The organism is Solicola agrisoli, from assembly GCF_049059935.1.
GTDB lineage: Bacteria > Actinomycetota > Actinomycetes > Propionibacteriales > Nocardioidaceae > JAURVT01.
In genome coordinates this window covers 41,535-63,194 of record NZ_JBMGQR010000006.1, presented here as the reverse complement: position 1 = coordinate 63,194, position 21,660 = coordinate 41,535, and the positions used below count along the sequence as shown (strand labels likewise).

At 73.5% G+C, this 21,660-nt stretch carries 17 protein-coding genes; 11 read left to right on the top strand and 6 right to left on the bottom strand.

All coding sequences use genetic code 11. From position 1 onward, the window contains the following. Positions 1 to 203 precede the first annotated feature (203 nt). From ACI6PP_RS03945 to ACI6PP_RS03930, 4 genes are all read left to right on the top strand, one after another. Positions 204 to 1,784 (top strand): peptide ABC transporter substrate-binding protein, encoded by a 1,581-nt coding sequence (locus tag ACI6PP_RS03945; RefSeq protein ID WP_421109291.1) that lies wholly within the window; start codon positions 204 to 206, stop codon positions 1,782 to 1,784. A gap of 104 nt (positions 1,785 to 1,888) precedes the next feature. Beyond that, positions 1,889 to 2,812 carry an ABC transporter permease gene (locus tag ACI6PP_RS03940; RefSeq protein WP_421109290.1) on the top strand — a complete coding sequence of 308 codons (924 nt, stop codon included), beginning with the start codon at positions 1,889 to 1,891 and terminating at the stop codon, positions 2,810 to 2,812. Further along, positions 2,805 to 3,794 (top strand): ABC transporter permease, encoded by a 990-nt coding sequence (locus ACI6PP_RS03935; protein WP_421109288.1) that lies wholly within the window; start codon positions 2,805 to 2,807, stop codon positions 3,792 to 3,794. The genes ACI6PP_RS03940 and ACI6PP_RS03935 overlap by 8 nt, the downstream gene beginning before the upstream one ends. Continuing rightward, a complete protein-coding gene (locus ACI6PP_RS03930) occupies positions 3,791 to 5,518 on the top strand; it encodes a dipeptide ABC transporter ATP-binding protein (RefSeq protein ID WP_421109286.1) in 1,728 nt (575 codons plus the stop codon). The genes ACI6PP_RS03935 and ACI6PP_RS03930 overlap by 4 nt, the downstream gene beginning before the upstream one ends. Positions 5,519 to 5,522: 4 nt before the next feature. Here ACI6PP_RS03930 and ACI6PP_RS03925 read toward each other — a convergent pair whose 3' ends face one another. After that, on the bottom strand, positions 5,523 to 6,206 hold the full coding sequence (locus tag ACI6PP_RS03925; RefSeq protein ID WP_421109284.1) for a response regulator: 684 nt from the start codon (positions 6,204 to 6,206) through the stop codon (positions 5,523 to 5,525). Further along, entirely contained in the window at positions 6,203 to 7,792 is a 1,590-nt protein-coding gene (locus ACI6PP_RS03920; RefSeq protein ID WP_421109282.1) for a sensor histidine kinase, read from the bottom strand. The genes ACI6PP_RS03925 and ACI6PP_RS03920 overlap by 4 nt, the downstream gene beginning before the upstream one ends. A 119-nt stretch (positions 7,793 to 7,911) precedes the next feature. On the opposite strand from ACI6PP_RS03920, the gene ACI6PP_RS03915 reads away from it, so the two are divergent. Next, positions 7,912 to 9,303, top strand: a complete 1,392-nt coding sequence (locus ACI6PP_RS03915; protein ID WP_421109280.1) for a cation:dicarboxylate symporter family transporter — start codon at positions 7,912 to 7,914, stop codon at positions 9,301 to 9,303. Positions 9,304 to 9,395: 92 nt separating this feature from the next. Next, positions 9,396 to 9,941: a MarR family winged helix-turn-helix transcriptional regulator gene (locus ACI6PP_RS03910; RefSeq protein WP_421109278.1), complete on the top strand. Its 546-nt coding sequence runs from the start codon at positions 9,396 to 9,398 to the stop codon at positions 9,939 to 9,941. 4 nt (positions 9,942 to 9,945) lie between these two features. On the opposite strand, the gene ACI6PP_RS03905 is transcribed toward ACI6PP_RS03910, so the two are convergent. Continuing rightward, positions 9,946 to 11,589: an ABC-F family ATP-binding cassette domain-containing protein gene (locus ACI6PP_RS03905; protein ID WP_421109276.1), complete on the bottom strand. Its 1,644-nt coding sequence runs from the start codon at positions 11,587 to 11,589 to the stop codon at positions 9,946 to 9,948. 164 nt (positions 11,590 to 11,753) lie between these two features. On the opposite strand from ACI6PP_RS03905, the gene ACI6PP_RS03900 reads away from it, so the two are divergent. The 5 genes from ACI6PP_RS03900 to ACI6PP_RS03880 all read left to right on the top strand — a co-directional run bounded on the left by ACI6PP_RS03900 (position 11,754) and on the right by ACI6PP_RS03880 (position 19,742). Beyond that, complete coding sequence (locus ACI6PP_RS03900; protein WP_421109274.1) at positions 11,754 to 12,887, top strand: glycerate kinase; 1,134 nt, start codon at positions 11,754 to 11,756, stop codon at positions 12,885 to 12,887. Positions 12,888 to 13,039: 152 nt separating this feature from the next. Next, positions 13,040 to 13,666: a nucleotidyltransferase domain-containing protein gene (locus ACI6PP_RS03895; protein ID WP_421109273.1), complete on the top strand. Its 627-nt coding sequence runs from the start codon at positions 13,040 to 13,042 to the stop codon at positions 13,664 to 13,666. A 346-nt stretch (positions 13,667 to 14,012) separates the two neighbouring features. Next, positions 14,013 to 14,732: a hypothetical protein gene (locus ACI6PP_RS03890; RefSeq protein WP_421109272.1), complete on the top strand. Its 720-nt coding sequence runs from the start codon at positions 14,013 to 14,015 to the stop codon at positions 14,730 to 14,732. Further along, complete coding sequence (locus ACI6PP_RS03885) at positions 14,732 to 16,294, top strand: DNA polymerase Y family protein (protein WP_421109270.1); 1,563 nt, start codon at positions 14,732 to 14,734, stop codon at positions 16,292 to 16,294. Before ACI6PP_RS03890 ends, ACI6PP_RS03885 begins: the two co-directional genes overlap by 1 nt. Before the next feature lie 76 nt (positions 16,295 to 16,370). Continuing rightward, positions 16,371 to 19,742, top strand: coding sequence for an error-prone DNA polymerase (locus ACI6PP_RS03880; protein WP_421109269.1), 3,372 nt, complete (start codon positions 16,371 to 16,373; stop codon positions 19,740 to 19,742). Between the two features lie 61 nt (positions 19,743 to 19,803). Here the strand turns inward: ACI6PP_RS03880 and ACI6PP_RS03875 are convergent, their stop codons facing one another. From ACI6PP_RS03875 to ACI6PP_RS03865, 3 genes are read right to left on the bottom strand one after another with little or no spacing between them, the layout of a single operon-like run. Further along, positions 19,804 to 20,649, bottom strand: coding sequence for an aldo/keto reductase (locus ACI6PP_RS03875; RefSeq protein WP_421109267.1), 846 nt, complete (start codon positions 20,647 to 20,649; stop codon positions 19,804 to 19,806). A gap of 52 nt (positions 20,650 to 20,701) precedes the next feature. Next, positions 20,702 to 21,217, bottom strand: a complete 516-nt coding sequence (locus ACI6PP_RS03870) for an SRPBCC family protein (protein WP_421109266.1) — start codon at positions 21,215 to 21,217, stop codon at positions 20,702 to 20,704. Then, positions 21,214 to 21,576 (bottom strand): metalloregulator ArsR/SmtB family transcription factor, encoded by a 363-nt coding sequence (locus ACI6PP_RS03865; RefSeq protein WP_421109265.1) that lies wholly within the window; start codon positions 21,574 to 21,576, stop codon positions 21,214 to 21,216. The genes ACI6PP_RS03870 and ACI6PP_RS03865 overlap by 4 nt, the downstream gene beginning before the upstream one ends. Positions 21,577 to 21,660: the final 84 nt, after the last annotated feature.

Sequence of the window (21,660 nt, the reverse complement as noted above, 5' to 3'; positions counted from 1 at the left end):
TCAGGCTGCAACCACCTGACTTGACCATGGTGGTATGGCCCACTTGGACTAGGTGACGATCTGGTCACGGAGTGTCCGAGGAGTCGTTCCTGGCTTTTCCCGCGCCCTGCCTCGCTGGTAGCAATGCGGCACACGCGTCCGCGTGCCCCATCTCCACAGGAGGAAAATCCATGCGACTCCCTGGGCGAACTCGCCTCGCGGGCGTGGCCCTCGTCGCCTGCGGCAGCCTCGTGCTGGCTGCGTGCGGCGGCGGCGACGACTCGTCGGCCAGCGACGGCGTCATCTCGGTCTACTCGACCGAGCCGCAGAACCCGCTGGTGCCGACCAACACCAACGAGGTCGGCGGCGGCAACGTCATCGACCAGATGTTCTCCGGGTTGGTGTACTACACCAACGAGGGCGAGAGCGAGCTCGAGGTCGCGGAGTCCATCGAGACCACCGACAACCAGACGTTCACCGTCAAGCTCAAGGACTGGACCTTCGACGACGGCTCCGCGGTCACCGCGAGCTCGTTCGTCGACGCCTGGAACTACGGCGCGCTGAGCACCAACGCCCAGCTGTCCAGCTACTTCTTCGAGCCCATCGAGGGCTACGCGGACGTCTCGGCCGAGAACCCCACCACCGAGACGATGTCGGGCCTGACCGTCGTCGACGAGAAGACGTTCACGATCAAGCTGAGCCAGCCCGAGGCCGACTTCCCCGAGCGCCTCGGCTACAGCGCCTACTTCCCGCTGCCCGAGTCGGCGTTCGACGACATCGAGGCCTACGGCAAGCAGCCCATCGGCAACGGCCCGTACAAGATGGCCGCGGACGGCTGGGAGAACAACGTCAAGATCACCCTCGAGCCGAACGAGAGCTACGAGGGGGCCCGCGAGCCGCAGAACGAGGGCCTGGAGTTCCGCATCTACACCAGCCCCGACGGCGCCTACTCCGACATCCAGGGCGGCAACCTCGACGTCATGGACCAGGTCCCGCCGAGCGCGCTGGGCACCTACCAGGACGACAACCAGGTCCAGGCGATCACCCAGCCCGGGTCGGCGTTCGCGTCCATCACGATCCCCGAGCGTCTCGACGGCTTCGACGGCGAGGAGGGCGACCTGCGTCGCCAGGCGCTGTCCAAGGCGATCGACCGCGAGGAGATCACCGAGAACGTCTTCGAGGGCAGCCGCACGCCGGCCGTCGACTTCTCCTCCCCGGTGCTGCCGGGCTTCGACGACGACATCGAGGGCTCGGACGTCCTCGAGTTCGACGCCACCGAGGCCAAGGCGCTGTGGGCGCAGGCCGAGGCGATCGCCCCGTTCGAGGGCGAGTTCACCGTGGCCTACAACGCCGACGGCGCGGGCAACAAGGAGTGGGTCGAGGCGGTCGTCAACCAGCTGCGCAACAACCTCGAGATCGAGGCCACGCCGCAGGAGTACGCCACCTTCGACGAGCTGCGCACCGGCGTCACCGACCGCTCGATCGACACCGCGTTCCGCACCGGGTGGCAGGCCGACTACCCGTCGATCTACAACTACCTCGCCCCGCTGTACGCCACGGGCGCGGGCTCCAACGACGGCGACTACTCCAGCGAGCAGCTCGACGGCATCCTGCGCCAGGCCGCCGGTGCCGACGAGGAGGCCGAGCGCTACTCGCTCTACGCCGACGCCCAGGCGGTCCTGCTCCAGGACCTCCCGGCGATCCCGCTGTGGTACACCGACGTCGCCGCCGCGGCTGCGACCGGCGTCGACAACGTGACGTTCAACTGGAAGAACCGTCCGGTGCTGAACGAGGCGACCAAGTAGCACCGTCCGGCCCGGCTGGACCCCGCGTGTGGGGCGGCACCTCGGTGTCGCCCCACACGCGTGCGTCCGGCGACGCATCCCCCTAGCAGAGAGCTCTCGCACACATGTGGTGGTACATCGGCAGACGGGTGCTCCAGGCGATCCCCGTCGTCCTGGGCGCGACCCTGCTCATCTACGCGATGGTGTTCCTGCGCCCCGGCGACCCCATCACGGGGCTCTTCGGCGAGCGGCAGGTCTCCGAGCCGGTCCGGGCCCAGCTCGAGGCGCAGTACAACCTCGACCAGCCGTTCCTGGTGCAGTGGCTGCTGTTCCTCAAGGGGATCCTGACCTTCGACTTCGGGATGTCCTTCACGGGACGGCCCGTCATCGACCTGGTGGCCGACGCGTTCCCGGTGACGATCAAGCTCGCGCTCATGGCGCTGCTGATCGAGGCCGTGCTCGGTGTCGCCGCCGGCTTCTACGCGGGGCTGCGCAAGGGCAGGCTCTTCGACTCGACCATGCTCGTCGTCTCGCTGCTCGTCATCGCGGTGCCGATCTTCGTCTTCGGCTTCCTGCTGCAGCTGCTCGTCGGGGTGAAGCTGCAGTGGACGACCCCCACCGTCTCGGGCACGGGGTTCGGCGACCTGCTGCTCCCGGCGTTCGTGCTGGGGCTGGTGTCGTTCGCCTACGTGCTGCGGCTGACGCGGACGTCGGTCGCCGAGAACATGACCGCCGACCACGTGCGCACCGCCCGGGCCAAGGGCCTGAGCGAGGGCGAGGTCAACCGCAAGCACGTGCTGCGCAACTCGCTCATCCCGGTCGTCACCTTCCTCGGTGCCGACCTCGGCGGCCTGATGGCCGGCGCGATCGTCACCGAGGGCATCTTCAACGTGCCCGGCGTCGGCAACCTCGCCTTCCAGGCGATCCAGCGCGGCGAGAGCCCCACGATCGTCTCGGTCGTGACCATCCTGGTGCTCGTCTACGTGCTCACCAGCCTGGTCGTCGACCTCGTCTACGCCGCCCTGGACCCGAGGATCCGTTATGCCTGAGCCCACGTCGCGTCCTGCTCCCCGCCCCGGCCAGGAGCGCCGGGTGGCCGACGCCGCCGAGACCCCGCTGCACGAGGTCGGCGTGCTCGACACCACGGCTCCGCCGGAGAGCCAGTGGAAGGAGGCGTGGAAGCAGCTGCGGCGCAACCCGATCTTCCTCGTGGCCGCGACGCTGCTGGCGTTCCTCGCCGTCGTGATCGCGTTCCCGGGGCTGTTCACCAACCAGAGCCCCACGTTCTGCCAGCCGGGCAAGATCATCGGTGGCGCCGAGCCGGGTCACCCGCTCGGCTACGACCGCGCCGGCTGCGACCTGCTGTCGCGCACCGTCTACGGGGCGCGCGCGAGCGTCGCGGTGGGCGTGCTCACCACGGTCGTCGTGGCCGTGGTCGGCATGCTCGTCGGCTCGGTCGCGGGCTTCTACGGCGGCTGGGTCGACGCCGTCCTGTCGCGCGTCTCCGACATCTTCTACGCGATCCCGCTGCTGCTGGCGGCGCTCGTGGGCCTGTCGGTGATCCGCAACCTGTTCCCCGACCGCGGGTTCTTCTCCGGCGTGACGTCGGTGGTGGTGGTGCTGGCGCTGTTCGGCTGGCCCCAGATCGCGCGCATCACGCGCGGCGCCGTGCTCGAGACCAAGAACATGGAGTTCATCGACGCCGCCCGCGCGATCGGGGCCACGCCCCGGCGCAACCTGGTGCGCCACGTCGTGCCGAACTCGCTCGCGCCGGTGATCGTGGTCTCGACGGTGTCGCTGGGCGTGTTCATCGTGGCCGAGGCGACGCTGTCGTTCCTGGGCGTCGGGCTGCCCTTCGGAGTCGTGTCGTGGGGTGCCGACATCGCGTCCGCGCAGCCCCAGGTGCGCTCGGGCGTGCGGATCGGCGTCATGCTCTGGCCGGCCGGTGCCCTGCTCGTCACCGTCCTGAGCTTCATCCTCCTCGGCGACGCCGTGCGCGACGCCCTCGACCCGAAGGCGCGCAAGCGATGACCGCCGACCAGTCCGCCGACCGCCCCCTGCTCGAGCTCAAGGGGCTCGACGTCGGGTTCGCGAGCGACAAGAAGACCGTGATCCCCGCCGTGATCGGCGCCGACCTCGTGGTCTACCCCGGCCAGACGGTCGCCATCGTCGGCGAGTCGGGCTCGGGCAAGTCGACCACCGCGCACGCGATCATCGACCTGCTGCCGGGCACGGGCCGCGTCACCGGCGGGCAGATCCTGTTCGAGGGCACCGACATCGCGAAGGCCCGCAAGGGCGACGTGGTGGCGCTGCGCGGATCGTCGATCGGCCTGGTGCCGCAGGACCCGATGTCGAACCTCAACCCGCTGGTGCGGGTGGGCGCCCAGATCAAGGAGACGCTGGTCGCCAACGGCGTCGCCAAGGGCAAGGCGGCCGACCAGCGGGTCGTCGAGCTCCTGGAGGAGGCCGGGCTGCCCGACGCCGAGCGGCGCGCCCAGCAGTACCCGCACGAGTTCTCCGGCGGCATGCGCCAGCGCGCGCTCATCGCGATCGGCCTGGCCGCACGACCCAAGCTGCTCATCGCCGACGAGCCCACCTCGGCGCTCGACGTCACCGTCCAGAAGCAGATCCTGGACCACCTCGACCGTCTCACCGACGACCTCGGCGTCGCCGTCCTGCTCATCACCCACGACCTCGGCCTCGCCGCCGAGCGCGCCGACCACCTCGTGGTGATGTACCGCGGCCGCATCGTCGAGTCCGGCCCGGCGCTGGAGATCCTGCAGGACCCCCACCACGCCTACACCAAGCGACTCGTGGGCTCGGCCCCGTCGCTGGCCTCGCAGCGGCTCTCGGCGGTCGAGCACCGCGCCGAGGTGCGCGAGCAGGCCGTCCAGACGGCCGAGGAGGTCGCCGAGGAGGTGGCGACGCGCCCCGACGAGTTCGGCGAGGGGTCGGGCGTCGTCGTCGAGGCCAAGCAGCTGACGAAGGTGTTCTCCATCCGCGGCGGACGTCCCGGCTCGTCGGTGCAGTTCACGGCCGTCGACGACGTGTCGTTCCAGCTGCGCCGTGGCACCACCACCGCGATCGTGGGGGAGTCGGGCTCGGGCAAGTCCACCGTGGCGCGCATGGTGCTCGGCCTCCTCGACCCGACGTCCGGCAGCGTCGAGTTCGACGGCGTCGACATCACCACGCAGACGCGCAAGGCCGACCAGCTCGCCATGCGTCGCCAGATGCAGCCGGTGTTCCAGAACCCCTACGCCTCGCTCGACCCGATGTACTCGATCTACCGCTCGATCGAGGAGCCGCTGCGCACCCACGGCATCGGCACGCCGAAGGAGCGCGAGGCCAAGATCCGCGACCTGCTCGGCAAGGTGTCGCTGCCGGCGTCGGTGATGTCGCGCTACCCCAACGAGCTGTCCGGCGGGCAGCGTCAGCGGGTCGCGATCGCGCGCGCCCTCGCGCTCGACCCCGAGGTGGTCATCTGCGACGAGGCGGTCTCCGCGCTCGACGTGCTCGTGCAGGCGCAGATCCTCAACCTCCTCAACGACCTGCAGGCCGAGCTGGGCCTGAGCTACCTGTTCATCACCCACGACCTCGCGGTGGTGCGCCAGATCGCCGACAACGTGCTGGTGATGCAGGAGGGTCGTGTCGTCGAGCAGTCGAGCGTCGCGGCCGTCTTCGACGACCCGCAGGAGGAGTACACCCGGCGCCTGCTCGACGCCATCCCCGGCGCGTCGGTGCCGCTCGGCGCGTGACGGGTCAGGCGGGTCGGTAGTCGACCTCGGGTCGGCCCGACCCGCCGAACCGGGTGCCGCGGGTGAGGGAGCCGGTGCTGACCAGGTGCTCGAGGTAGCGACGGGCCGTGACGCGGGAGGCGCCCACGGCCTCGGCGACCTCGCTGGCCGACATCGGCTCGCCCCCCTCGCGCACGGCCCGCGACACCGCGTCGAGGGTGGGTCGGGTCAGGCCCTTGGGCAGCCCGTCGCCGACGCGCGGGTTGCGCAGCAGGCCGAGCATGGCGTCCACCTCGTGCTGGGCGAGGTCGTCGCCGCTGGAGGCGACCTGGCGGCGGAACGCGGCCAGCCGCTCGAGCTTGTCGCGGAAGGCCGCGAAGGTGAACGGCTTGAGCAGGTACGACGCGACGCCCTGCTCGACGGCGCGCGTGACGACGGCGAGGTCGCGGGCCGACGTCACCGCGATGACGTCGCACGCGTAGCCGCTGCCGCGGAGCTGGCGCAGGATGTCGAGGCCGTGGCCGTCGGGCAGGTTCATGTCGAGCAGCACGACGTCGACCCGCTCGGCGGCCAGGTGCCTCACCGCCTCCTGACGGGTGCGCGCCACCCCGGACAGGACGAAGCCGTCGACGCGTCCGACGTAGTCGGCGTGGGCGCGGGCGGCGATCTCCTCGTCCTCGACCACGAGCACGGCCAGCTCGGCGCTCACGGTGCGGCCGCCAGCTCGATGGAGACCTCGAAGCGCGCGCCGCCGAGCGCGCTCTCGTGCACCGAGACCGACCCGCCGTGGCGTCTGACCGCCTGGCCGACCAGGGCCAGGCCCAGCCCGCGGCGAGAGCCGTCGTCGGCACGCTTGGTGGACCAGCCGCGCTCGAAGGCCTTCTCGCGGTACTCGTGGGTGATGCCGGGCCCGCTGTCCTCGACGGTGGCCTCGAAGCCGAGGTCGTCGGACTCGACGCGCACCACCACGACCCGCTGGTCGGCCTCGTGCACGGCGTCCATCGCGTTGTCGATCAGGTTGCCCAGGATGGTCACGACCTCGCGCGACGAGATCGCCACCGCGCTGACGTGGGTGTCGTCGGTGATCTGCAGCTCGATGCCGCGCTCGGCCGCCTGGGCCGTCTTGCCGAGCAGCAGCGCCGCGAGCACGGGCTCGTCGACGGCGGCGACCACCTCGTCGGTCAGCCGCTGCGCCAGCTCGAGCTCGCGGGTGGCGAACGCGACGGCGTCCTGCGGCCGTCCGGTCTCGATCAGCGACACGACGGTGTGCAGGCGGTTGGACGCCTCGTGGTTCTGCGCGCGCAGGCTCTCGGTGAGTCCCTTGACGGTGTCGAGCTCGGCGGCGACCTGGCGCAGCTGGGTGTGGTCGCGGAGGGTGACGACGCGTCCGAGCGCGCGGCCCTCCCAGCTGGCCACCTGCTGGTTGACGACGAGCACGCGCTCGCCCACCAGGTGGATCTCGTCCTCCGCGCCGGCGTCGGCCGTCATCGTGCGGACGAGGTCGTCGGGGAGCGCGAGGCCGTCCAGCCCGGTGCCGAGCGGGTCGGCGTCCAGGCCCAGCAGCGAGCGCGCCTCGTCGTTGACGAGCTGCACGCGGTCGTCCCGGTCGAGCAGGACGATGCCCTCGCGCACGGCGTGCAGCACCGAGTCGTAGTACTCGTACATGCGGGTGATCTCGGCCCCGCCGAGACCGTGGGTCTGTCGTCGCACGCGACGGCTGATCAGCCAGGCGCCCACGACGCCGAGGAGCAGCACGGCCAGGCCGGCGACGACGATCGCCGGCAGGCGGGCCAGCACCTCCTGCTGCACGCGGTCGGTGGCGACGCCCACCGCCACCAGCGCCACCACCTCGCCGTCGACCTCCACGGGGGTGACGGCGCGCACCGAGCGTCCGAGCGTCCCGACGTACTCCTCGGTGAAGGTGCGCCCGGCGAGCGCCGGTGCCACGTTGCCCACGAAGCGGCGACCGATGTTGGCCGGCGTCGGGTGCGTGAACCGGACGCGGTCGGTGTCCATCACGACCACGAAGTCGGTGTCGGTGTCGCGGCGCAGGCGCTCGGCGTAGGGCTGCAGGACCGCCGAGGGGTCGGCGGTCGTCAGCGCCTGGGCGACGGTGGGGGAGTCGGCCAGCCCCACCGCCACGGCGGTGGCCCGTTGGGCGGTCTGGTCGTCGGCGTCGCGGCGGGCGTCGACGTAGGCCAGGGCCGTCGCCCCGGCCACGACGAGCAGCACCACGACCACCTGCAGCGCCAGGATCTGGCGCGCGAGGCTCCCGGTGCTCCTCCAGGTCGGCATGCGCGCATCATGCCGCACGTCGTCGACCCGTGAACTCAGTGAACACAAGGTGACCGGGCTCACAGCGCGGCCCCACGATGAGGCGAGCCGCACCCGCGGAGCCGAGCAGAGGAGCCCCCATGGCCACCGCCACCAGTCCAGACCCCAGCGCCGAGCAGGGCGCGCCGCCGAAGAAGAAGGACCGCACGCACTACCTGTACATCGCGGTCATCGTCGCCGTCCTTGCCGGCATCGCGGTGGGCTTCGCCGCCCCGTCCTTCGCGGTCGAGCTCAAGCCGATCGGCACCACGTTCGTCAACCTGATCAAGATGATGATCTCGCCGGTCATCTTCTGCACCATCGTCCTCGGCGTCGGGTCGGTGGCCAACGCCGCGCAGGTCGGCAAGGTCGGCGGCCTGGCGCTCGGCTACTTCGTCACCATGTCCACCGCGGCGCTCGCGATCGGCCTGGTCGTCGGCAACATCCTGCACCCGGGCGAGGGCCTGCAGATCAGCTCCGAGGTCGCCGACGCCGGCGCCGGGCAGGTGGAGGAGTCCAAGACCACGGTCGAGTTCCTGATGGGCATCATCCCGGACACGATGGTCTCGTCCCTGGTGTCCGGCGAGGTGCTGCAGACGCTGCTCGTCGCGCTGCTCGTCGGCTTCGCGCTGCAGAAGATGGGCCGCGCCGGCGAGCCCGTCCTGCGCGGCATCGGCCACGTCCAGAAGGTCGTGTTCCGGGTGCTCGCGATGATCATGTGGGCCGCTCCGATCGGCGCCTTCGGCGCGATCGCCGGCGTCGTCGGCGAGACCGGCGTCGACGCGCTGAAGAGCCTGGCCGTCATCATGATCGGCTTCTACGTCACCTGCGCCATCTTCGTGTTCGTCATCCTCGGCGCGATCCTCAAGATGGTCGCCGGCATCAACATCTTCACGCTGCTCAAGTACCTCGGCCGCGAGTTCCTGCTCATCGTCTCGACGTCGTCGTCGGAGTCGGCACTGCCCCGCCTGATCGCCAAGATGGAGCACGCGGGCATCGACAAGTCCACGGTCGGCGTCGTCGTCCCCACCGGGTACTCGTTCAACCTCGACGGCACCGCGATCTACCTGACGATGGCCTCGCTGTTCGTCGCGTCGGCCATGGGCGACCCGTTGTCAATCGGCGAGCAGATCTCGCTGCTGGTCTTCATGATCATCGCCTCCAAGGGCGCGGCGGGCGTCACCGGCGCCGGCCTCGCGACGCTGGCTGGTGGCCTGGCCTCGCACCGCCCCGACCTGGTCGACGGCGTCGGCCTCATCGTCGGCATCGACCGCTTCATGTCCGAGGCCCGCGCGGTGACCAACTTCGCCGGCAACGCGGTCGCGACCGTGCTCGTCGGCACCTGGACGCACTCGATCGACAAGGACCAGCTGCAGCGGGCGCTCAGCGGCGCCGACCCGTTCGACGAGCGCACCATGGTCGACGACCACGGCTCGCCGCAGGGCGAGGTGACCGAGGGCGTCAAGGCCAAGGTGGACGCCGCCACCCCCTGACGCCCCCCGCGTCCCCCCGAGTTGTCGGTGCCTCACAGGCCCATGACCCTGTGAGGCACCGACAACTTCTGCGTCGTCCCTAGGATGGGGAGGTGCAGGACGAGGTGGAGGACGCGGTGGCGGCGGTCGACCCCGACCCGGCGGAGGCCCGCTGGCTCGACGAGGAGGAGCGGGCCGCCTGGCTCGACCTGGTGTTCCTCACCAACCTGCTGCCCGCCGCGCTCGACGCCCAGCTGCAGCGCGACGCCGGCGTCACCCACTTCGACTACATGGTGCTGTCGCAGCTGTCCGAGGCCCCCGGCCGCGCGCTGCGGATGAGCGACCTCGCCACCGGTACCAGCGCGACGCTCTCGCGCCTGTCGCACGTGGTGGCCAAGCTCGAGGGACGCGGCTGGGTGGAGCGCTCGCCCAGCCCCACCGACCGCCGCGCCACCATCGCGACCCTCACCGAGGACGGCTGGCGCAAGGTGGTGACCACCGCCCCCGGCCACGTCGAGGCGGTGCGCACGTTCGTCCTCGACCCGCTCGACCGCGAGCAGGTGCGCCAGCTCCGGGACGCCTGCTCGGCCATCGTCGGCCGGCTCGACCCCGACGACCGGCTGCGCTCGCTCGTGGCCGACCGCCGGTCTCCCTGCTGACGCCTCACCCCGCCGGCTGCAGGCGCAGCTCGGGCCCGTCCCACCGGCGTCGCAGCCACCGGTCGTGCGACGCGACGACGACCGTCCCCGGCGTCTCGCGCAACGCCTCCTCCAGCTCGGTGGCCAGGGTGGGCGAGAGGTGGTTGGTCGGCTCGTCGAGCAGCAGCAGGTCGGGGGACCGGGCCACCAGCAGCGCCAGCGCGAGCCGCCGCCTCTGCCCGACGCTGAGGTCGCCCACGGGCGTCGCGTGCGAGGCGGGTGCGAGCAGGCCGAGGTCCCGCAGGGGGACCGACGCGGACAGCTCCGGACCGAGCGCGTGCCGGTAGGCCTGCGAGGCCGTCCGCGCGTCGTCGTCGAACGTCACGTCCTGCCGGAGCGTCGCGACGCGGCGCGCCGACACCTGCACCGTGCCGGAGTCGGGGCGGAGCCGGCCGTCCAGCACCGCCAGCAGCGTCGACTTGCCGCTGCCGTTGGCGCCCGTCACCAGCAGGCGGCCGCCCGTCGGGACGTCGAGCGACGCGACGGCGAGGCGGTGCCGCACGGCGAGGTCGCGCACGCCGACCGCGAGCGCGGACCCGCCGGGACGTCCGGTGAGGTCGGCGCGCAGGCGCAGCGGGGCCGGCGGGCGGCGCACCTGCTCGCGCTCGGCGACCTCCAGCCGCTGCTCGGCGTCGCGGACGCGCCGGGCGACGGTGCGGTCGACGCGGGCGCCCTTGAACCTGGTGATGAACTTGTCGTTGTCGGTGGGCCCACGTCCGTGGGCGACCGCCGAGGTGTCGATGCGGGTGGCGTCGCGCAGGCGCGCGATCTCGGCCTGCTGCTCGGCGTACCTCTCCTCCCAGCGGAGCCGGGCCGCGGCGCGGTGACCGAGGTAGTCGGTGAACCCTCCGCCGAAGCGGCGCCCGCCCTCGCCGTCGGTGCCGAGCGCCGCCGGGTCGAGGTCGACCAGGTGGGTGCAGACGCGGTCGAGGAGGACGCGGTCGTGGCTCGCGACCACCACGACGCCCGGCAGCGACCGACAGGTGTCCTCGACGAGCTCCATCGCGTCGTCGTCCAGGTGGTTGGTCGGCTCGTCGAGCAGCAGGCACGCGGGGCGCCGGGTGACCACGACGGCTGCGGCGAGCCGGGTGCGCTGGCCCCCCGACAGGGTGCCGACGAGGCGGTCGTCGTCGAGCCCCCTCAGCCCGAGCCGGTCGGCGGCCTCACGAGCGCGGCGGTCGGCGTCCCACGCGTCCTGCGCCTCGGCGCGTGCGAGGGCCGCGGCGTAGGCCGAGGCGGTGCGCTCGTCCAGGGGGTCGCGCGCGATGAGCTCGCCGAGCCGCTCCACGTCCCGCACCGTCCGGTGCAGCGGCGCCAGGGCCTCGGCGAGCACGTGGGCGACCGTGGCGCCGTCGTCGAACGGCGGCTCCTGCGGCAGGTAGGCGAGGTCGTCGGGACGCGTGATGCTGCCCGTGTCCGGACGGTCGACGCCGGCGAGCAGCCGCAGCAGCGTCGACTTGCCGGTGCCGTTCTCGCCGATCAGCCCGACGCGCTGGCCGGGGGAGACGGTGAGGTCGACCCCGTCGAGGACGGCGCGGTCGCCGAACGTGCGGCCGACGTCGGTGGCGACGAGCGGGGTGAGGGTGGAGGTGCTGACGGTCGATGACATCGCGGTGCTCCCGGTCCGGGTGCGGTGGCCCACCGGGTCGCTCTGCGCGCGTCGACGCGGGCAGGGACCTCGGACGTGGGCCGGGGCGATCTCAGATCTTCATCGCGCCCGAGCCTAGACCAGGGGTCGTGGTGGTCCAAGGGATTTTCTGGCAGGTTCGGTACGTGCCTCCTGACGGTCCGCCTCGTGTCCTGCTGGCTCCCGACAAGTTCAAGGGGTCGTCGACGGCGCCGGAGGTGGCGGCCGCGCTCGGGCGGGGGCTGCGCGCGGCGCGCCCCGACCTGGTGGTCGACGAGGTCCCGGTGGCCGACGGCGGCGACGGCACGCTCGACGCGGCGGTGGCCGGAGGATTCACGCTCGTCCCCACCACCGCGGCCGGACCGACCGGCGAGCCGGTGCGCACGGCGTACGCACGCCGCGGTGACGTCGCGGTGGTCGAGATGGCGGCGGTCTGCGGTCTCGGGCTCCTGCCGGGCGGCGTGCCCGCCCCGATGACTGCCACGAGCCGCGGCGTCGGCGAGGTCGTGCGCCGGGCCGTCGACGACGGGTGCCGCAGGGTGCTCGTCGGCATCGGCGGGAGCGCGTCCACCGACGGCGGCGCGGGGCTGCTCGTGGGTCTGGGGGCGGTGGTCCGGGACGGTGACGGACGACCGGTGCCCGAGGGTGGCGACGGGCTGCGCGACGCCCGGGTGCTCGACCTGTCGGGCCTGCCGGCGGGGTTCGCCGAGGTGGAGCTGGCAGTCGCGTGCGACGTCGACAACCCGCTGCTCGGCCCGCACGGGGCCGCGGCGGTCTACGGGCCGCAGAAGGGTGCGGTGGCCGAGCAGGTCGTCGCGCTCGACCACGCGCTTGGCGTCTGGGCCGACGTCCTGGCCCGGGCCGTCGGGACGGACCACCGCGACGGCGCAGGCTCCGGTGCGGCCGGCGGCGTCGGCCTGGCGCTGCTGGCGCTCGGGGCCGACCTGTCACCCGGCATCGACCTGGTGCTCGACCTCGTGGGCTTCGACGACCGCCTCGTCGGCGCGGACCTCGTCGTCGTGGGGGAGGGCGCCCTGGACGAGCAGACCCTGCGCGGCAAGGCCCCGGCCGGCGTGGCCGCCCGCGCGACGGCGGCCGGGGTGCCCGTCGTCGCGGTGTGCGGCCGGCGCGACCTGTCCGACGACGACGCGCGGCGCCTCGGCGTCGTCGCCGTGCACGCGCTGACCGACCTCGAGCCTGACCCCGACGTCTGCGTGCGCGACGCCGCGGCGCTGCTCGAGCGGCTCGCGCCGCGGGTGCTGGCCTCCCTCCCCGCCTGATCCCGGCGGTGCCTCACCCACCACCGCGTCCCGGCGGCGGTGCCCCACCCACCATCGGCGGCCCCTCCGTCGTGGGTGGGCCACCGCGGGTGGTGGGCGCGGCACCTGCCTGGTGCGGGTGTGCGTCGACGCGGGTGTGCTTCGATGCCGGGATGGACGAGGACGCCGAGTTCGATCGGCTGTTCGGCCCTTGGGACCCGCCGTCGATCGCCGGCGTCGCCGAGCTGCTCGACGGCTACCAGGGGCAGTGGTGGGTGGTCGGCGGCCACGCGATCGAGGCGTTCACGGGCGTGCGCCGCGAGCACCACGACGTCGACGTCGCGGTCTGGCGTCGCGACCTGCCGCTGCTGCGTGGCCACCTGTCACCGCGGTTCGACCTGTGGTCGGTGGGCTCGCGCACGCTCCGGCCGCTCGACGACGTCCACCCCGACCTGCACCCCGAGTCGTCCCAGGTGTGGGTGCGCGAGCACGCCCTCGCGCCGTGGCTGCTCGACCTGCTCGCCGAGCAGGACGCCGACGGGCACTGGGTCTTCCGTCGCGACGCCTCGGTCACCCGTCCCGTCGAGGAGGTGACCTGGGTGGGCCCGGACGGGCTGCGGTACCAGCGCCCCGAGGTGGTGCTCGCGCACAAGGCGGCCCACGCCCGCCCCCAGGACGACGCCGACCTCGCCGCCGCCCTGCCGCTCCTCGACGACCTCGCGCGCACCTGGCTCGCCGACACCCTCGCCCACCTCCACCCCGGCCACCGGTGGCTTCCTGACGTCGCGGGTGGCGGGTGAGAGGAGACGGGGGTGGGTGCTCGCCGTAGGCCCGACGGGTGCACGAGCCACCACGTGCGGCTGCGGGTGGGTGCGGCACCGGCGGTGGGTACGGCCCCAGGAATCAGCCGATCCTGGGGCCGTGCCCACCGCCAGCACGACGGGGTGGGCCCGCACCCGGCGGCGGTGCCGCACCCACGACGCGGGGTGCCGGACCCACCACAGAACCCGGGGACGTGGTGGGTGGGGCACCGCCGGCCGGTGGGCGTGGTTGCTCGCGCACCGCCGGCGGGGGAGGATCGGCGTGTCGTCCACCGACCCGCCGGTCCGGGTTGACGCGTTCGAACAGGTGTTCGATCATGGACCCATGACCCCACCGGCCGACGTCGCCACCCTGGAGCGGGTGCGCAGCCTGCAGGAGCGCGTCCGCCAGGTGCAGGGCACGCGTCCGGCCAGCACCCCGGTCGACACCCTGCCCGCGCTGTCGGGGCTGCTGCCCGGCGGCACGCTGCACGCCGGCGGCACCTACACCGTCAGCGGGTCCAGCACGCTCGCGGCGGCGCTGGCGGCCGGCGCGTCGCAGGCCGGGGCGTGGTGCGCGGTGGTGGGGGTGCCCACGTTCGGGGCCGAGGCCGCGGCCGCGCTGGGGGTCGACCTCGCGCGCACCGTCGTCCTGCCCGACCCCGGCGACTCGTGGCTGCCGGCCACCCAGGCGCTGGTCGACGTGCTCGGGGTCGTCGTCCTGCGGCCGCCGTCGCGCGTCCGCGAGGGCGAGGCGGCCCGGCTCGCGGCCCGGCTGCGCCAGCGGGGCGCGGCGCTCGTCGTCCTCGGCGACTGGCCGCGTCCCGACGTCCGGCTCGAGGTGGTCGGTGGCGCCTGGGTGGGTCTGGGGGTGGGGCACGGACGCCTCGCCGCCCGTCGCGCCACCGTCCGGGCCACGCCGCGCTCGGGACGCCCCCGTCAGCTCGACCTCTGGCTGCCCGGCCCCGACCAGCAGGTCTCGCTCGTCTCGCCGCACGCGGCCCGCGCCGACGGGCCCGGCGAGTCCGCGTCCCCGCTGTCGCCCGTCCGCGAGATGGCCAGCTGATGGCCACCCGCACCATGGTGGTGTGGTGCCCCGACTGGCCGGTGCGCGCCGTCACCTGGCTCGAGGGGCTGCCGCTGCGCGCCCCCGTCGCGCTGATGCGGGCCGGGCGGGTGCTGGCGTGCTCGGCGTCCGCCCGGGTCGAGGGCGTCCGCCGCGACCAGCGGCTCCGCGACGCGCAGTCGCGCTGCCCCGACCTCGTCGTCCGCGACTACGACCCCACGCTCGACGCCCGCGCGTTCGAGCCGGTGCTCGAGGCCGTCGAGGACCTCGCGCCCGGCGTCCAGTCGCTGCGCCCGGGCACCTGCGCCGTCCGCGCGCAGGGCGTCAGCCGCTTCCACGGGGGCGAGGTCAACGCCGCGGCGGTGCTCGCCGAGCGGCTGGTGCACCTCGGCGTCGAGGACTGCCGCTTCGGCGTCGCCGACGGTCCCTTCGCCGCCGAGCAGGCGGCCCGACGTGCGCTGCCGCAGGACAGCCTGGTCGTCCCCGCGGGCGGGTCGGCGGAGTTCCTGGCCGACCTCCCCGTGGCCGTGCTCGACCACCCCGACCTCGTGAGCCTGCTCCACCGGCTCGGCCTGCGCACCCTCGGCGCGCTCGCCGGGCTGCCCGTCCGCGACGTCCTCACCCGCTTCGGCGACGACGGCGCCTGGGCCCACCGGCTCGCCGGCGGACGCGACGAGCGCGCCGTCTCGGCCCGCAGGCCGCCGCCCGACCTCGTCCGTCGACTCGTGCTCGAGCCGCCGCTCGACCGCGCCGAGCAGGTGGCGTTCAGCGTCCGCCGGACCGCCGAGCAGCTCGTCGGCGCCCTGGCCGACCGCAACCTCGTCTGCACCGCGGTGCGCATCGAGGTCACCACCGACGACGGCCGCGAGACCGAGCGCACCTGGCTGCACCCGCGCTGGTTCGACACCGCCGACCTCGTCGACCGCGTCCGCTGGCAGCTCCAGGTGCGCCCCGGCTACGACGGCGTCGACGGCGCGGTGTCGTCGCCGGTCAGCGAGGTGCGTCTCGTCCCCGACGAGGTCGACACCCTCGCCCACCACGCCGACGGCCTGTGGGGCGGCCCGCCCGACGCCCGCGTCACCCGCGCGCTGTCCAAGGTGCAGGGCATGGTCGGCCACGAGGGCGTCGCGTCGGTGGTGCTCACCGGCGGTCGCAGCCCGGCCGAGCGCCAGACCCTGGTGCCGTGGGGTGACGACGCGCGCGCCGCCGTCGTCCCCGAGCGGTCGGCCGACATGCCGTGGCCCGGCAGCCTGCCCGCACCCGCCCCCGCCACGGTGCTCACGCAGCGCCGTCCGGCCGTGGTGCTCACCGCCGGCGGCCAGCCCGTCACCGTCACCGGCCGCGGTGCGCTCAGCGGCGACCCCGCCCGGTTCTGCGCCCACGGCGGACGCGACCTGCAGCCCGTCCAGGCCTGGGCCGGACCCTGGCCCGTCGACGAGCGCTGGTGGGACCCCGACCACGCCCGCCGCTACGCCCGCCTCCAGGTCGTCGGCGTCGACGGCTCGGCCTGGCTCCTCATCGTCGAAGAGGGCCAGTGGTTCGTGGAGGCCATCTACGACTAGAGACGTGGCGACTTCCGGCCCGTCCGGAGTCGCAGAACGGGCCGGAAGTCGCCAGATCTTGGAGAGGAGAGGGCAGATGGGGTTCAACAACCCGGACATGTCGTGGAAGCGGCTGGAGTCGATCCTGTCGGGCACCCAGAAGCCCGACGGCGGCGACGGGCCGGCGTGGTCGCGCAAGCGCGAGGCCTACGAGGCGCCCGAGCCGCCACGGCGTCCGGCCGGCACGGTGCCGTACGCCGAGCTGCACTGCCACTCCTCGTTCAGCTTCCTCGACGGCGCCAGCGAGCCGTCCGCGCTGGTGGAGGAGGCCACCCGGCTGGGTCTGGAGGGCCTGGCGATCACCGACCACGACGGCCTGTACGGCGTGGTGCGCATGGCCGAGGCGGCCGCCGAGCACCAGATGCCCACGGTGATCGGCGCCGAGCTGTCCCTCGACCTCACCGCCCCGCAGAACGGCGTCGCCGATCCCGAGGGCAGCCACCTGCTCGTCCTGGCCCGACGCGAGGAGGGCTACCACCGCCTCGCCGGCGCCATCACCGACGCGCAGCTGGCCGGTGCCGAGAAGGGCCGTCCGCGCTACGACCTCGAGGCGCTCGGCGCGGCCGCCGGCGACGGCCACTGGCACGTCCTCACCGGCTGCCGCAAGGGCGCGGTGCGCCAGGCGCTCGTCGGTGCCGGGTACGACGCCGCCGGACGCGAGCTCGACCGCCTGGTCGACCTGTTCGGCCGCGACCACGTCACCGTCGAGCTGCACCACCACGGCGGCGCCCTCGACAGCACCCACGACGACGCCCTCGCCGCGCTGGCCGCCGAGCGCCGGCTGCCCGTCGTGGCCACCGGCAACGTCCACGCCGCCCGTCCGTCCGACGCGCGCCTGGCCGCGGCCGTCGCCGCCGTCCGCGCCCGGCGCAGCCTCGACGCGATGGACGGCTGGCTGCCCGGCGGCGGGCCGTCGTACCTGAGGTCGGGCGAGGAGATGGCGGCCCGGTTCGCCCGGTGGCCCGGCGCCGTCGCGCGCTCGGTCGAGCTGGCCCGTGAGCTCGCGTTCGACCTGCAGACCGCGCGTCCGCGCCTGCCCCAGAACGTCCCCGACGGCCTGACCCCGATGGAGCACCTGCGGGCGCTCGTCGCCGAGGGCGCCACCCGCTACTACGACGACCGCCCCGACGCGCTCGAGCGGCTCGAGCGCGAGCTCGCCGTGATCGAGGAGAAGGACTTCCCGGGGTACTTCCTCATCGTCCACGACATCGCGAAGTTCGCCCGCGACGAGGGCATCGCCTACCAGGGGCGGGGCTCGGCCGCGAACTCCGCGGTCTGCTACGCCCTGGGCATCACCGCGATCGACTCGATCTTCTTCGACCTCCCCTTCGAGCGGTTCCTGGCCGCCACCCGCGACGAGGAGCCCGACATCGACGTCGACTTCGACGCCGGGCGCCGCGAGGAGGTCATCCAGTGGGTCTACCGCACCTACGGGCGTCGCAACGCCGCGCAGGTCGCCAACGTCATCACCTACCGGCCCAAGTCGGCCGTGCGCGACATGGCCAAGGCGCTCGGCCACAGCACCGGCCAGCAGGACGCGTGGTCCAAGCAGGTCGACGCGTGGGGGAGCCTGGCCGACTCGCTCGACCACGACATCCCCGCGCCGGTCGTCGCGCTCGCCGAGGAGCTGTCGGGGGCACCGCGCCACCTCGGCATCCACTCCGGCGGCATGGTGCTCACCGACCGTCCGGTCGGCACCGTCGTGCCCGTCGAGCACGCCCGGATGGAGAACCGCACCGTCCTGCAGTGGGACAAGGACGACTGCGCCTGGATGGGCCTGGTCAAGTTCGACCTGCTCGGCCTGGGCATGCTCGGCGCGATGCAGCGCACGCTCGACATGGTCGCCGAGCACCTGGGGGAGCGGTGGACGCTGCAGGACCTGCCCAAGGAGGAGGCCGGCGTCTACGACATGCTCTGCCGCGCCGACTCGGTCGGGGTGTTCCAGGTCGAGAGCCGCGCCCAGATGGGCACACTGCCGCGGCTGCATCCCCGCCGGTTCTACGACCTCGTCATCGAGATCGCGCTGATCCGTCCCGGCCCGATCCAGGGCGGCGCGGTCCACCCCTACATCCGCCGCAAGCTGGGCGAGGAGCCCATCTCCTACCTGCACCCGGCGCTCGAGCCGGTGCTGGAGCGCACGCTCGGCGTCCCGCTGTTCCAGGAGCAGCTGATGCAGATCGCCATGGCCGTCGGCGGCTGCTCCGGCGACGACGCCGACCTGCTCCGCCGGGCCATGGGCTCCAAGCGCGGCGTCGAGAAGATCGCCCGGCTGCGCGCCACCCTCTACGCCGGCATGGAGTCGCACGGCATCACCGGCGACCTCGCCGACGACATCTACGCCAAGATCGAGGCGTTCGCGAACTTCGGGTTCGCCGAGAGCCACTCGCTCAGCTTCGGGCTGCTCGTCTACGCCAGCTCGTGGCTCAAGCTGCACTACCCGGGGGCGTTCCTGGCCGCGCTGCTCGCCTCGCAGCCGATGGGCTTCTACTCCCCGCAGACCCTCACCGCCGACGCGCGCCGGCACGGCGTCGAGGTGCTGCGCCCCGACCTCGCCCGCTCGCAGGTGCAGGCCGACCTCGAGCCCCTGACGGACGCCTCCACCGTCGGCGGCGACCCCGCCTGCGTGCGTGCCGAGCAGCCACCCGTCCCGACGAGGTTCGACCCCGACGGCCCGTTCAGCACCGACGACCACCGCCGCGACGCCGCCTACGCCGTGCGGCAGGGTCTGGCCGACATCACCTCGATCAGCGTCGAGCTGGCCGAGCGGATCGTCGCCGAGCGGGACGCGCACGGGGCGTTCGCGTCCCTCGCCGACCTCACCCGGCGCATCCGCCTCACCACCCCGCAGGTGGAGGCGCTGGCCACGGCCGGGGCGTTCGCGTGCTTCGGGCTCGGACGCCGCGAGGCGCTGTGGGCGGCCGGCCAGGCGGGGCAGGAGCGGCCCGAGCACCTGCCGGGCACGGCGGTCTACGTCCAACCGCCGCTGCTGCCCGAGATGTCACCGGCCGAGGAGACGATGGCCGACCTGTGGGCCACCACCGTCTCGCCGCAGAGCCACCCGATGGAGCACGTCCGCACGGCGCTGGACGCGCGCGGGGTGCTCACCGTGGGCGCGATGCAGGAGGTGGAGTCGGGCACACGTGTGCGCGTGGGCGGCGTCGTCACCCACCGTCAGCGCCCGGCCACGGCGGCCGGCGTCACGTTCCTCAACCTTGAGGACGAGACCGGCATGCTCAACGTCGTCTGCTCGGTGGGTCTGTGGGGCCGCCACCGGCGCGTCGCCCGCGACTCCAAGGCGCTGGTCGTCCGCGGCATCCTCGAGCGCCGCGGCACCGTCACCAACCTGCTCGCCGACCACGTCGAGACGCTCCCCATCACCGCACGCACGACGTCCCGCGACTTCCACTGACGCAGAGCTGTCGGTGCCTCAGGGGGTCATGACCCTGTGAGGCACCGACAGCTCCGGACCGTCAGGCGGCGGCGTCGAGGGCGGCGACGGTGTCGGCGTCGAGGGTGACGCCAACCGCGCCGAGGTTGTCCTCGAGGTGCTCGACCGAGCCGGTGCCGGGGATCGGCAGGACGACGGGCGACTTCTGCAGCAGCCACGCGAGCGCCACCTGCGAGTGCGAGGCACCGGTGCTCTTCGCGGCCTCGTCGACGGCGCCGCCCGGACGGGCCAGCTCGCCGGCCGAGACCGGCGCCCAGGGGATGAAGCCGATGCCGTTGGCGGTGCAGAAGTCCAGGACGTCCGCGGCCTTGCGGTCGGTGAGGTTGTAGCGGTTCTGCACGCTCGCGACGGTGAAGTGCTGCTGCGCGGCCTGGATCTCCTCCACGGAGACCTCGGAGAGACCGAGGGCCCTGACCTTGCCCTCGTCCTGCAGCTCGCGCAGGACGCCGAACTGCTCGTCGCGGTCGACCTTGGGGTCGATGCGGTGCAGCTGGAACAGGTCGATGCGGTCGACCTTCAGACGGCGCAGGCTCAGCTCGGCCTGCTGCCGCAGGTACTCGGGGCGGCCGACGGGGATCCACTGCTCCGGGCCGGTGCGCGTCAGGCCGGCCTTCGTGGCGATCTTGACGTCGCCGTACGGGTGGATCGCCTCGGCGATGATCTCCTCGCTGACGGTCGGGCCGTACGAGTCGGCGGTGTCGATGAAGTCGACGCCCAGCTCGACGGCGCGTCGCACGACGGCGCGCGCGGTCTCGCGGTCGGCCGGCTCGCCCCAGATGCCCGGGCCGGTGATGCGCATGGCGCCGAAGCCGAGGCGCTTGACGGTGCCGAGGTCGGGGAGGTCGAAGGTCGTCGCGGTGTCGGTCATGACGGGCACAACGCGACACGCCGCGCCCGTTGTTCCCACCTGGGGCGCTCCGTCAGGTGGCGGACATCCCCGCGTAGACCGGTCCCAGGGCGGCGTGGATCGGGTCGAAGTCGGGCGGGGGCGCGTCGGCCCGCGCCGCCTCGAGGCGGTCGAGGTAGAACTCCCACCCGGGCCCGACGTCGTGGACGCCCACGAGGTCGGCGCGGTGGTGCACGAACCTCAGCTCGGTGAGACCGTCGCGGGCGGCCAGCGTGGCCTCGAGGTCCCAGATGCCCTCCTCCGAGGCCATCTGCACGCGCAGCGCGTGCGGGGCCTCGCACCGCACGATCGTGGCGTCCACCACCGGCTGACCCTCCTCGGCCGTCCAGGTGAACGCCACCGTGGCGCCCTCGCGCCCGTCGCCCTCCCAGGTGCCGTACCAGCGCCCGAGCCGGTCGGACTCGGTGATGCTGGCCCAGACGTCCTCGATCGGGGCGCGGAAGGTGCGGACGAGCACGAGGTCGGCGCCGTCGGACGTCGCCTCCAGGTGCCCGGTCGGCGTGGTGCGGGTGCTGCTCGCGGCGGTCATGCGGTCTCCTCGTGGTGGTCGGACCCGGCGCCCTCGCGGCGACGGTCGCGGACGGTGCGGCGCACCTCGGTGTCGAGGGCGTCGAGGCGGGCGTCCCAGCGGTCGGCGAGCGGGGCGAGCGAGTCGATCCATGCCGTCACCTCGCCGAGCGCGCGTCGCTCGAGGCGGTAGACGCGGCGCCGACCGTCGGCCTGGTCGGTGACCAGCCCGGCCTCGCGGAGCACCCGCAGGTGACGGCTGACCGCCGGCCGGCTCACGTCGAACCGTCCGGCCAGCTCGCCCGCGGCCAGGTCGCCGGCGGCGAGCAGCCCGAGCAGCTCGCGTCGCACCGGGTCGGCCACGGCCTCGAAGACGTCCACGAGGCAAAACGTAACGCATCAGTTACGCATTGACCAGGGTCCGCGCCCGCCGCCCCCGGCAGGGGGCAGGTCTACGCTGGGAGG